Origin of the sequence: Lacrimispora sp. (assembly GCF_047605665.1) — a bacterium.
Classification (GTDB): domain Bacteria; phylum Bacillota; class Clostridia; order Lachnospirales; family Lachnospiraceae; genus Lacrimispora.
Genome location: NZ_JASGFH010000005.1, coordinates 29,003 through 43,156 on the forward strand (window position 1 = coordinate 29,003; position 14,154 = coordinate 43,156).

General features: G+C 41.6%; 5 protein-coding genes. 4 read left to right on the plus strand and 1 reads right to left on the minus strand.

What is annotated here, in order from left to right; genetic code table 11:
* Positions 1-345 precede the first annotated feature (345 nt).
* The gene (locus QM657_RS05050) at positions 346-981 is read left to right on the plus strand and encodes a hypothetical protein (RefSeq protein ID WP_415065469.1); all 636 of its coding nucleotides are present in this window, start codon (positions 346-348) and stop codon (positions 979-981) included.
* 106 nt (positions 982-1,087) lie between these two features.
* Here QM657_RS05050 and QM657_RS05055 read toward each other — a convergent pair whose 3' ends face one another.
* Positions 1,088-2,542 (minus strand): hypothetical protein, encoded by a 1,455-nt coding sequence (locus QM657_RS05055; RefSeq protein ID WP_415065470.1) that lies wholly within the window; start codon positions 2,540-2,542, stop codon positions 1,088-1,090.
* Between the two features lie 250 nt (positions 2,543-2,792).
* Here QM657_RS05055 and QM657_RS05060 point away from each other — a divergent pair, with 250 nt between their 5' ends.
* The 3 genes from QM657_RS05060 to QM657_RS05070 all read left to right on the plus strand — a co-directional run bounded on the left by QM657_RS05060 (position 2,793) and on the right by QM657_RS05070 (position 14,114).
* Complete coding sequence (locus QM657_RS05060; protein ID WP_415065472.1) at positions 2,793-7,649, plus strand: collagen binding domain-containing protein; 4,857 nt, start codon at positions 2,793-2,795, stop codon at positions 7,647-7,649.
* Positions 7,650-7,988: 339 nt separating this feature from the next.
* The gene (locus tag QM657_RS05065) at positions 7,989-12,515 is read left to right on the plus strand and encodes a SpaA isopeptide-forming pilin-related protein (RefSeq protein WP_415065473.1); all 4,527 of its coding nucleotides are present in this window, start codon (positions 7,989-7,991) and stop codon (positions 12,513-12,515) included.
* A 237-nt stretch (positions 12,516-12,752) separates the two neighbouring features.
* Positions 12,753-14,114 (plus strand): NCS2 family permease, encoded by a 1,362-nt coding sequence (locus QM657_RS05070; RefSeq protein ID WP_415065474.1) that lies wholly within the window; start codon positions 12,753-12,755, stop codon positions 14,112-14,114.
* Positions 14,115-14,154 lie beyond the last annotated feature (40 nt).

Consider the following 14,154-nt stretch of genomic DNA (forward strand, 5'->3'; position numbering starts at 1 on the left):
AGGTTTGATCACGTGGAGGAACACCTCAAACAAGCACTATATTCATCCGGTGTGGAAGCGGAATATGATGAACATGCCAAAAGGCTGTTGTCTCATAAGATTATTTTGGCTCACATTCTGATAAGTACGGTTTCTGAATTTTCAGGAATGAATCCGGAGCAGGTAGTTCCCCTTATCGAGGAAATGCCAGAAATATCAACGATCCCCGTAGCTCCGGGAGAAACGAATTGCGGAAAAAATATGCCCGTAATCACTGGCATCAACACCGAAAGCAGCATTGTCCGGGAAGGGAAGGTTACATACGATATTTATTTCTTTGTCTGGACTTCCGGAAAAAGAGAACGAATGAAAATATTTCTGGATATCGAAACTCAGAAAAATTTTCATCCAGGTTATCACATCGTCACAAGAGGAATCTTTTATACTTCCCGTATGATTTCTGCTCAAATGGGCACAGAATTTCAGGCACCTGACTACGATGATATTAAAAAGGTCTATTCCATATGGATCTGTATGAATACCCCCAAAAGAGTGAGTAATACCATTGCGGAGTTTTCTATCAATAAAAAGAACCTTGTAGGAGATCCTGGCTATTTAGGAAGATATGATCTTCTCAGCGTTATCATCATCGGGTTATCAAAAGAACTGGCTGCAGAAACAGAAGGAACAGGTCTGCATAGACTTTTAGGAGCTTTATTTTCCACTCATTTGTCACCTGAGGAAAAAAAGGATATTTTATCAGACGAGTTCAAAATACCAATGAACTCTGATTTGGAAAGGAGGATTAACTTTATGTGTAATTTAGGCGAAGGAATTGCAGAAGAAGCAAGAGAACGAGGCATAGAAATAGGTATGGAACGATTAATCGCCAATTTCCTAAAAAACGATAATCACATAAGTCTGGCCGCCAAAATGCTGGGTGTACCCGAAAGCAAAATTCTCTCCGTTGCCCAAAAAGAAGGCATTGAAACCTTAAATTAAATCGGCAGGCCCAGCATCATTCCCCACACATAAACCACAAGCCGCCATACATCAGATAATTCAGCACCTGATGTACGGCGGCTTTTCTTCATCCCAATTCTATTTCCTATAAATCCATTTCATTGGAGTCCTGTCCCATTTCAAAATCAGCCATGACAAAGCTTCCGGACATTTCATCAAGATAATTTTCCCATAAATCCAGACTGAAATCCATCAAAATCATGCCGTCGCCATCCACCTCTTTTTTCAAAATATCGTTGATCAGGTCCGATTCAAAGCAGTGAATTTTTTCACACTCATATTTGCTGTCAATCATATAGATCATGCTAAAACCCTTAGAGCAAAGAACTGCCGCTTTGGGAAGTTCACTGTTCACCACCCTGATTTTGTCGGAGCTTTGATCATTAATGGAAGTATTAAACCGGGTCAGGTACGAAATTCGTTCTTTAGACGGAAAATCAATAGCCCCTACAAGGGGTATGATGGCCTTTCCTGTTGCACAAAATCCAAGCATGGCATCAATGGTCACATAGAAAACAGTCTCCTTGTCCAGAATATTTCTAAAAAGAGATAAAAGACTCTTTTTCAAATACTCCTCACTTCTGGCACGTTCCAACTCCTGTTCTGTGATCAAATACCCTATGGATATAAAATTGTATACCGCATCAATCTGCCGGTCAACCAGCCTGGAAAGAAGGGAAGGATCTTCTTTTAGTGCTGCTCTCGCTTCTATTCCATTATAACTGACCTTCTTCGCTTCTTTCTTCATGAGAGAATTGTAAAATGAAGTCAGATACCCTCTATGTGTGATAAATGTCATAAGAGGAGTTCCATCAATCTGGAAACTGAAAAGCATGAGGAACCGCCCCTTCAAAAGGAAAAAGGTGCTGTTTATCTCTTTCTTGACCCGCCATAAGTTTAAATCAACGCTCTTCTGGCAGTTGACAATGGATGAAAGAACGCCAATATTATAGTTCTTGTCCGCATCATCAACAGAATGAGGCTCAACAAACTGATTCAGCAGAATGTCCTTCTGCCTCTTAGATGTCAAAAGTTTAATTCTGGATAAAATATCGCTATACATCTTATCAAACCAGGGAAGTGTGCTGTAAAATTCCATAGGAACCCCCTCTTCTCTGGTGAGGTAGTCCGAAACAAGCACACAGAACATATTCAATATGGTCTTTTTTCCAAGAAAGCTGGCTTCCCTGTCAGGATATCCCAAACTCCCGTTATTTTCTTCATCAAAGTCCTTGTCAAAGGCGTATTCGATCGCATAGGATAAAAACATTTCCAATTCATACTTAGAACTGAAATCATATAATACCGGAAAAATCCGTTCAAATTTCAAATAACAAAAGTCACCGTATAAAACCTCAGCAAAATAACCGGCGGCCATCTTACTGAAGGCCCTCTTCTCTTTTAAAAACGGAAGCCTTCCTCCTTTTAAAATTTTACTCAATCCGCTTGGAGTCATATTCATGCTGAGTGCAAAGTCTGTCTTTGATGCCTGAGAAATATAGATAAGCTCTTCTAATAATGTGCCCGTTTTCATTCCCATTCTCCGTTCTTTCTCTTTATGGAAATTATTGTAACATTTTTTTTTTATTTTGTCCATTTTGTCGTAACTTTTTTTTGCCAATTTCAAGCATTAAAAATAGTAATCCTATATAATTTACGTAGAATTCTTTTGCATAGGTAAAATCTTATGATAATTAAAGAATTACTTTATTTAATATAGGAAGCAAAGTTTATATCGGGAATGAGAATTAAAAATCCGAAAAAACTTTGCGATAAAGGAGGAACGAGATTTGAAAAGAAAAAGGAGATTTCTATGCGGATTGCTGGCTGTGCTGTTAGCACTGAATATGTTTTTGCCGGCAGTCAACGTACAGGCCGATGAGCAAGGTGAGCAAAAGGAACAAATAGTTAAAGTTGTCACTGATGATGATAACAAACTTCCCGTTGCCTCTCCCAGTACCCCGACAGAGCCAAAGGATAAAGATGAGGAGGAACCGAAATTAGCTTCTCCCAGCACTCCGTTACAGCCGTTGCTGCGAATGGGAATGTTTGCAGCCAGAGCTGTTAAGATTTTTGGGGATGCTGACAAGGCTCTTTTCGGACAATTTGTATTATCTGTAACCCAACACAAAGGTGATAAGGATACTCCTATTGCGGATGGCGATCCAATAGACTTTAATAAGCCTATTTCTGTTAACCTTTCGTTTGATGTGCCCCTGTTGTTTGATCGCCTCCAGGCGGCTCCTGACGGCTCAACGGAGGACGATATCGATCCGGATACCTATATTATTAAAGGAGATACCGCAGTCTTTACATTGGGGAAAGGCTTCAATATTGAAACTACCGGACCATTTATGTTGCCGTGGGGTAATAATAAACTTGGAGAACTGACTCTATCAAAAAATGCGGCCGGAGAAGTAATAGCTACAGTTGTCTTTAATGGTGATGATGTGGTCTTTACTAATGGTTTTGATGCTGGTGCAAGCTTTACAGCAAATCTTAAATACGATAACAGCGAACATGATGGTGAAGAACACAATAATATTGAAGTAATCCTTCTGGAAAACAAATATCTCGTAAATGTTCCCGCTACATCTATATCGTATGATAAGAGCAAAAAAGGAGAGCTTGACGAAGCAAATAAGAGAATTAAATGGACAGTCGAGGTTGAAGCATACAAAGCTCTTCCGTCGGGTACTAAGAAAGATACTGGTTTGGACGGCTATACCTTTTCTGACGATTTGTCTGGAATAGGGCCTTATATGGCAACCCCCGATCCAATGGAAGTAAACGATAATCCGGTAACCCCGGACTGGAATGCCACCAGTAAAATTCTCTCATATACGTTTCCTCCTAATTCCTCAGGTAAACAAACCATTGAGTTCTATACACAAATAGAGGATATCCACTACTATTCTACCTCCAGCAAACATTTCAGTAATACAGCTTGGGTAAGAAAGAGTGAAGAAGAGGTAGAAATCCAAACAACACAAGACGTTGTATATAATCCTCCTACATGGATCACTAAGAATGGTGTAGAAAGTAATGCAGTAACGGGTGATTATAATCCGACAGATCGTACCATTACATGGAGCATTAACATAAATACCAATGGAACCAAACTTCCAAATGCAAAAATTATAGACGCTCTCACTGGTACAGGTGTAAGCTTAAAAGAAGCCCGCTTAATGCAATGGAACGATATCACCTCAAAGTATGATATACCTGTTGCAGGCGGAACGTGGAATTCCACTCATACAGGCAATGAATACCTGCTAGGTGAGATTACCGGAAAATATTGTCTTATTATTGTGGCAAATATCCCTAATGATGCTGGCGGCAGTACAGGCGCAACAACGAATTACTCTAATCAGGCCACTCTTATATGGGATGGTTATTCCGGCTCAGGTTCCGGCCTTTCATCTGGAAATGCAACGGTTACTGTAGGTTATAATGCAATTTCAAAAACAGGCGTTGTAAAAAGCAAAGAAAATCAGCTTATCACATGGGAAATTAATGTGAATACCAGAAATCAGACTTTCACAAATTTGAAGGTATATGACCTGCTGGTCTATGGAAAAGACGATGGAAGCTTTAAATTAGCTGATTTTAGCGCCCAATTAACAGCTGCTGGTGTCAACAAAGACCACCTCACTCCGCAGTACAATCAAAAATTCATACCAGATAGTGTAACACATAATGCAGACTCCTCTTTTACATTAACTAAAGTCACTCTCACGAAGGGTACAGAGTCGGTTGCTGATCTGCTGATATTTACAGGCTTGAATAATCCTGGCTCAACCAATGGCCAAACCCAAATTAAATTTGATGCCAAGGTTACTAATCCAGATTTCTTTGCGGCTAATAAATCAAAGGATTTATATAACACAGCCTCCCTTATCAGTGATATTTCCGGTGATTATAAAGTAATAAACACCGATACTGGAACTGTCCCTTATAGCAGCCAGCTGCTGGATAAGGAAATGCTGACACGGGGCGCTGATGCAAAAAGTTCCACCGATGTTAATACAAAAAAAACAAGTGCTCTCAACGCAGGATTTGACTACGTAGATAAATCTGTAATATATCGATTGAGTGTCAATGCCAACGGGTTAGACTGGACAAGTCTGAAAAATGAAAAAGATGAATTATTAGGCGCCGTTACAATAATAGATAGCTTGCCACCAGGTTGGGAATTTGTTCCATTTGATGGTAACAATCAGTATTATATCTTTGAAGGTACTAAAGGAAGTATTACATCTGTGTCTGCCACAGGCAGCTATTTGAATCCCCCACCAGAGGGCATGACCTCCAATATCAGCGGAGGAACGGCTATATTTACCTTTACCTCTTTAAAAAAGCCATATGTAATCCTGGTGAAGGCCAGACCTGATGCTACAACTTTAAAAGAATACTTTAGTCCTTCCAGTTCCACGCAGACACAGAATCCAGAAAATAAACTGAGTCTGAAAACAGACAAATGGACGACAGGCATCTCAGATACACAAAAGGTTGAAGTCAAAAGCACTATTCTTGACAAAACATATGCTTGGCAAGAGAATGCCCGAGTTGAATGGAAGGTAATATATAACCCCTACAAATTAGATATTGCTCTTGACGGTGTCACGGACATGAGAATTGAAGATCAAATGCCAGAGGGAATGGAGTTAAAAGAAGACAGTGTTAAAGTACATGAAATGACACTTAATGCGGATGGAACCCTTACAGAAGGTAGTGACATTACAAGTACAGCCCACATTGAATATAAGAATGCAAATCGTCTGTTGACCTTTTATCTTCCTGACAAAACCAAGGCGTATAAATTGACCTATAACACAATTATCGTTTCCGAAACAAATAATGAAAAACTGTCCAATACCGTCAAACTCTTTGGCAGCAAAACAAATGGAGTAACAACAGGTGCTGATTATTATGTAAAGGGTGCAGAAGCTTCGGCCCGGTTCAAATTCGGCGGTGCTATAAAAATCCACAAGAAAGGAAACGGTACTGACCTTAACGGAGTAACTTTTGAATTGCGCAAAAAAGGAGAAGACACTCCGTTTAGAACTGGAACCAGTAAAAACGGCGGAAAGATATCCCTGGCTGTGCTCCCGATGGGTGAATACACTTTAATAGAAACATATGCTCCTGATCCCTATAAAGTATCCAAAACCACTTATAACGTAGAGATCAAACAGAATCCTGATTCTTCGAAGCCTCCAATTACACTGGTAGACGGAGTAGAAATAGCAGATGAGTTAGTGATTACCAATATGGAAACAAATGCCCTCGGAGACTTAATCATCTGGAAAACAGTAGAAGGAAACAGCGATAAAACCAAAGATTCCTTTAACTTTACAGTCACTTTAAGTGCTCCTGACAGATACCCCTATGAGAAAAAAGACAGTACAGGAGTTATTGAAACTGGATTTATCAAAAATGGAGATACTGTTTCTCTCAAGCACAATCAGACAATGACTGTGTACGACCTTCCAACCGCCTCAACTTACACCATTGAAGAGGAAGATCTTAGTGCAAAAGGATACGTAACGCCTGATCGAAGCTTTACCGGTAATATTTCATCAATAGCACCAGCTGAAGCCCACTTCACCAACTACCAGCCAGGAAGTCTGACAATTAAAAAGCAGGTCACCTTAGGAGATTCTAAAAAGCCTTTTGATTTTACTGTGATTTTTACAAAAAATGGAATTGAAGACACAACTACCTATACTTATACCGGAAACAACGGAGCTCCTAATGGAACAATCAAGAGCAAAGATACGATCTCTCTTTCCGACGGACAATCCATTACTATTTCGAACATTCCAAAAGATACTGAGTATAAGGTAACAGAAACCAGCTATGCTTCTGAAGGATATGAAGAACCTACAATTTCAGGTAAAGCATCTGATAAGATTTTAGCAGGAGAAGATTCTACCGTTGTCTTTAAAAATTCCCAGTCACTCCTAGGAGGCTTAATCATCAGCAAGACTGTCATAGGAAATAGAGGCAGTAAGACAAAGAAATTTACCTTCACTGTTACATTTGATAATAATGGAACCTACGATTATGTGGGAAAAGGCGTTCCAAATGGAAAAATCACAAGCGGCAACAAGATAGAACTTGCCGACGGACAAAGCATTTCCATTAGCGGTCTGCTTCACGGAATGAAATACACTGTTATTGAAGATGACTATTCGTCTGAGGGATACAAAACCGAATCCTCTGGCCATGAAGGTACTATTTCAAAGGATATAACCGCAAAAGCCGAGTTTACCAATTCAAACTATTATCATGGAGGTGGCGGTGGCAACGGCGGTGGAAATCCGAAGACACCAACAAACCCAACACCGACTACACCTACGCCAGCTCCGACACCGGAACCAGTAAATCCCGGTCCGGTACCGCAAGGTTATCTGGAAGGCCCTGACGGCAGTTACTACACGCCTCAGCAGTTATACGATGTCTTCGGACAGGTGCCTCTTGGCTTTATGGTTGGCCCTAATGGAATGCTTGTTCCCCTCGGCGGCCTTCCAAAGACCAGTGACGGAGGATTCCACAACGCAGCTGTTTTTGGACTGGTTTCCATCTCAGCACTTCTGGGAATGGCTATTTCCGTAAATAGTCTGCGAAAAAAACGTTCCTGAAAATAAGTTTTGAATAATATTTATTACATGAACCTAAGAGGAGGAAAACCAATAATTGGTTTTCCTCCTCTTAATAATGTTCAAACTTTCATCCTGTATCTTCTAGTTTTTTCTTTTTCTGGAAATTTTGGCAGTATTTTTTTATTTCTTTCTTAAATTTATCTTAAAATTTTTCTATTTTTTTCAAGCACAAAACTTACAATTCCTATATACTTAGTATAGAATCTAATTCACATAGATTATACCTATGTTAAAAGGTTACTTTATAGAAAGCAAAGCCTGAATCTAAAGGCTGAGGTAAAGTGCATGAGCGGCTTTGTTTAAGAGGAGGAGAATACTATGAAAGGGACAAAACAAAAACATAAACGATTTATGAGCTGGTTTTTAGCCATGCTGCTGGTATTGAACGTGCTTCTTCCTGCTACGACGGTCCGGGCAAATGAACCCGAAACTTCGCAGGAAGTGACATCCACGATTGACGAGGAAAGCGACACGTCCCCTACCGATGAAACAGAACAGGAAACGGCTGCCGAATCAGAGGACGCCGGAAATGAACAGGAAAATTTGAACGAAGAAGATCAAACATCTTCTGAAAATGAAAACGAACAAGAATCTGAAGCTTCAAATGAAAACAACGAACAGGATTCAGAAGAATCCGAAGCTGCAAGCGAGGACAACGAACAGACTTCAGAAGAATCTGAAGCCACAAACGAGGACAATGAAAATCCTGCCGGGGAAACGGAGGGTCAGCCCACTGTTCCTACAGCCCCAGCTCTTCAAATCTTACCGTTACAATTTGCATTACAGGCAGATGAAAATGTAGCAGACAAACTTGAATATGAAGCATCCGTAACAGTAGACGGAACCGTCTTCGAACCCGACACAACACTGGAAATAAAAGACGGAGAAATTATCGACATTGAATTCCATTTTACCAAGATTCCAGTATCGTTTGATGGAACAGGCGATATTGTAAAGCCGGGAGACAAAGCTGAAATCGTAATAGGAACAGGCTTAAAAGCAGTAACTGGAAAAATCGATTTAATAGTAGAAGGAACCACCATCAAAATCGGTACCGCAGAACTGAAGGAAGAAAACGGTCAGGTAATCGCCTATATCGAATTCGACTGGGATTGGGATGAAGTCAATAAAAACGCCTATAACCTGGAAGCCGGTTTCAAAGTCGGACTGAAATATAACAAAGACAGCGCAGGGTCCGGCAATAACGATGAAAAAGTCATCACTATTTTAGACAGAGATTATTTTGTAAAAGAACCAATTGAATTTAAACTGACGAAAAAAGGAAGTCCCAGCATCGCTGAAAAAGCGGTCACATGGGAAGTCACCATTGAATCAACCCCGGATGGATCGGATTTAGGCGGGTTTAAGTTTTCAGATGATTTATCGGCTGTTGGAAAATATATCCCCGACTCATTAATGGTCGGAGGACAGAGTATGGCACCCGATGGCGAATCAACAGATCACTCCCTGATCTACACCTTCCCTGAGGGCCAGACGGCACCCCAGACGATCCAGTTTTCCACAGAAATTCCGGATAATAAATTTAACTCAAACGCGGAAGAAACCATCGCAAACCAGGCTGGCCTTAAAGCGACAGCCAGCGAAGCGACAAAATCAAATACAGCAGAAGTAAAGATTCCGGGAAAGAGATGGATTACAAAAAACGGAGAACCCAATAAAGATTTCGGAAGCTATAACCCTGACGACCGGATAGGACGTGAAATCACATGGACCATCGTCGCCAATGAAGAAGGCTTTCCTTTAGAAAATGTCACCATTAAAGACGTTTTGGGACCCAGCTCCGGAAGCAAGATGCAGACAGTGAAATCCGTAAGCTATACCATTGGAAGCACTACGGTCAGTCTCGGTGCAGCACAGCTTGCCAAATTCAACTCTGGCGGAGGCACCTTATCTTATAATGAAAACGATCCGAACAGCGTATATATAGAAGGATTTAAGAACCTCAGTGACAAAATTACAGTGACCATTGTAACCAGTTTACCGGATGATCCGGATGGTGTTTTCGAGGTAACAAACTACACCAACAGAGCCACCATCACATGGGAAGGCAACGGCACAGGCGCCAGCACAGGCAATGTCACAGTAGGAATCGGTTATTCATCTCTTCAAAAAAGCGGCGTACAAAAAAATGACCGCAAAATTGAATGGACAGTAAACTTCAATCCAAGGAACCAGGGTTCTGGTTTCACCGGCGACTTAAAGATTTACGACTTATTAGTTCGCGGCAACGCTGCAATTACGGACCTCACCCAATTAGACGGTTGGCCAAGCGGCGCTCCTGATACGATTACTCAAAGACTGAATCAGAGTTTTGCCGGCTGGATTACTCCCACTTCCCCAAGTACCCATAATCACATTGAACTTAAGGACTCAAACGGGGAAACAGTGGCTGATTTACTGATTGTATCGGTTAAACACGATGAATCCAGTACTTTTAAATTCCAGTCACAGATAACAAATCCTGAAATATATGCCAGCAACGGCACAAAGGATGTGCTCAATACCGCCGCATTATACAACGGAATCACGAGAGTGGCTGCGGCAACGGGCACAGTAAAATATAACAGCAACATCTTAAGAAAAGGGATTCTCTCACTTGATTCAAATGAGGACCCAAGTAAGATCGGTGACAGCGCTAACGGTTTCAATCACGAAACCAGAACAGCAATCTTCCGCCTGGATATCAACAAAGATGTCCTGGATTTCAGTCAATTAGGCGGAGGCAACATCACAGTAACCGATACTCTTCCTAACGGCTGGGTATTTGACAGAACATTTAACAGCAATAAGGGCTATAAAATATTTGAAGGCACTGACTTAGGTACAGAAGCCGCCGCCGACATGACAGCAGCATTTAATCCGGACAGCGATTCTGCTTCACAAGCAGCATTCACCTTTACGAACCTCAATAAACATTATGTCATTCTCGTACGGGCAAGGCTGACGGAAGAAGCTTATGAGAACCTGTTAAAGAGCAATGCAGGCACTGTTACTGTTGACAATCAGGCAACATTATTTATTGAAAACTGGAACCTCACGACTCCTGTTGTCAAACAGTCTGTCACAGTCAAAACCAGGCTGATGGATAAAAATATAATAACTTATCCAAGCGATTCCAGCCGGTCCCTGACATGGCAGGTAAAATACCAGCCATTTGACGTTAAGTTAAAAGATCTGGAAGATTATAAAGACGTGGAAATCATAGATACACTCCAGCAAGGCCTTGAATTACCGATCAGCAGTACGGGCCAGCCCATTTGGGAAAACATCACCATCACCAAGATGGAAATGGCAGCCAACGGCGTATATCAGGACTTAACAGGAGAAAATGCAACCCTTAATCCTCAGGATCATATCACCTATGATGCGGCAACACGCACCTTAACATTTAAGGTTCCTGACAGTGATCAGGCTTACCGGTTAACGTATGTGACACACATTACCGTGGACAGCGGCAAGGTTAAAAACTCCGTTACGCTGAAGGGAAGCAAGGAAAACATAACAAATACAGATGTAGAGTATGGAGTAGAATATAAAAAAGGCTGGGCCAATATCCATTTAGGCGGCCACATAAAAATCACCAAGATCGACGGCTTCTCCCAGGAAACCCTTCAGGGTGCAGAGTTCTCTCTGATTTCAGAAGAAAACGGAAACATAATCCGGCTGGGTGAAACAGATATCAACGGTGTCTACACCATATCCGCAATACCGCCAGGCACCTATACATTGACAGAAACAAATCCACCGGCAGGCGGTTATGCACCCGCTGTCAAGACCTACCGTGTGACCGTTACGAAAAACGGCACCAATGTCATCACTGCTATTGACGGCGAAGAGACCAATGAAATCACAGTTGAAAACTTCAAGTCAGACGATTTCGGAAAGCTGACATTTAAAAAGACAGTAGCTGGTAAAGATGGAGAGACAGACAGAGCATTTAATTTCAAAGTGGACTTAAGTGCACAAGGCGTATATAACTACATCGGAACAGGCATTCCAAACGGAACCATCAAAGGCGGAGACGTCATTTCTTTAAAACACGGCCAGGGAATTACCATTTACGGACTTCCAAAAGATACGGAGTATTCAATCACTGAGGAAGACTACAGCGGTTTTGGATATACAAAGACCGTTACCGGTAATCCAAACGGCAGGATCGCAGCAGACAGCAGCACAGGCGGCGAAACTTATGAAGTCGTCTTTACCAATACAAGAACTCTTCCCGGAAGCCTGGTAATCAGCAAGACCGTTCTCGGAACCGGAGCTGACAGGACAAAGAAATTCGAGTTCACAGTAACCTTCAATGCAGAAGGCAGATATCCTTACAGCGGACCCGGAGTTCCTGATGGAGCAACCATTGCAAGCGGTGATAAGCTCACTCTCGCAGACGGGGAAAGCGCCACTATAACAGGATTGCCCGACGGCACGGTATATAAAGTGACAGAGGCTGATTATTCCGCAGAAAGATACACCGCTGTGAGCACCAATGCAGAAGGTACCATAGAGACCAAGTCCAGTGCAACTGCCGCATTTACCAACACCTACAGAAGGCGTTCAAGCAGCGGTGGAGGCGGAGGCTCTAGTCCATCAGGACCTGCACCAGGAAATCCACTGGTTACTATTGAAGGAAATGTACCGACCGGAAACATAGGCGGAGCCCAGGAAGAACTGGTTGAAATCGAAGGCGATATTCCATTAGCAGGTTTACCAAAGACCGGTGACAGCGGATTTGGCGCCCATGCAGCATTGATACTGCTTATCTTCTCTATCGGCATGGGAATATCTGCCTCCTCAATCCTTTTTCGGAAACAGGAAGAAAAATAACTTATAACGGAAATACACCATTTCAGGCGAAAGGATTCTCCCTTTCGCCTGATTTTATGCTGTATGCATAGCCACATATTAATTTTATCTAAAAATTTTTGTTATATTTTTCCTCAAATATTAAACTTTTTGTGAACATTATAAAATTCTTATTGAAGATTTTCGACAAAACATGTATAATTAGAACATATTAAAAGACGGCCGTCTTTTAAAATAAAATATCAAAGGAGTTACAACATGGAGAAGTTTTTCAAGCTTAAGGAAAATGGGACGACAGTTCCTACGGAAATCATGGCGGGGATTACCACGTTTTTCGCAATGGGATACATTATTGTCGTAAATCCCAACACTCTCAGTCAGGCAGGCATGGAATGGGGAGCCGTGTTCTTAGCCACTCTTATCTCGGCAATTATAGGTACCTTGATCATGGGACTTGTAGCTAATGTGCCTTACGCACAGGCACCGGGTATGGGACTGAATGCATTCTTTGTTTACACCGTTTGTTTTACACTGAAGTTCACATGGCAGCAAGCATTATCAATGGTTTTCATCTGCGGCGTTTTGAACATCCTGATCACCGTAACCCAGATCCGGAAGTACATCATTAAAGCGATTCCAGCCAGTTTGCAGAACGCAATCAGCGGCGGTATCGGTATCTTTATTGCCTATATAGGATTTCTTAATGTAGGCGCAATTAATTTCGGTGCAGGCGTTCCTGCCATGAGTGATATTACAACAAAATCTCTGATATTATTCGTTATAGGCCTTATCCTGATCATTGTACTGACTGTTCGTAATGTAAAAGGAAGTATTCTGCTCAGCATCATCATAACAACCGTCATAGGAATTCCTATGGGAGTTACTCAGACAGGTGACAGCGTAAGCTTTGTAGAAGCTCTGTCCGTACTTCCAACCACCTTTGGCGTAATCTTTACCCACGAAGGTCTTGCTTCTTTATTTAATGATATGGGAAAACTTCCTCTCGTATTGATCACTGTTTTCTCCTTCAGCTTATCTGATACCTTCGATACCATCGGAACCTTTATCGGAACAGGCAGAAGAAGCGGAATCTTCAGTGCAGAAGACGAAGCAGCATTGGAACACGGAAAAGGATTTTCTTCCAAAATGGATAAAGCATTGTTTGCAGATGCTACAGCAACCTCTATCGGCGCTATCATCGGTACCTCCAACACAACTACTTATGTAGAGAGTGCTGCCGGAATCGAAGCAGGCGGACGTACAGGACTTACCTCCGTTGTTACAGCAATCTGTTTTGCACTCAGTGCATTCCTGTCCTCTTTTGTAAGCGCTATTCCTTCTGTAGCTACAGCACCTGCTCTTATCATCGTAGGATGTATGATGATCTCTGCTTTTACAGAAATCGAATGGACCAACTTAGAAGAAGCAATTCCAGCTTTCTTTGCAGGAATATTTATGGCTCTTTGCTATAGCATTTCCTACGGTATTGCAACCTCATTCATCTTCTACTGTATCGTTAAAATTGCAAAGAAGAAAACAAACGAATTAAGCCCAATCATTGTCATTGCCAGCATCTTATTCGTTCTGAACTTCTTATTACAGGCTATGCTTCCTAAATAAAGATAAATATTTTCAAATAGCAAAAGGGGCGCTTCGGCGC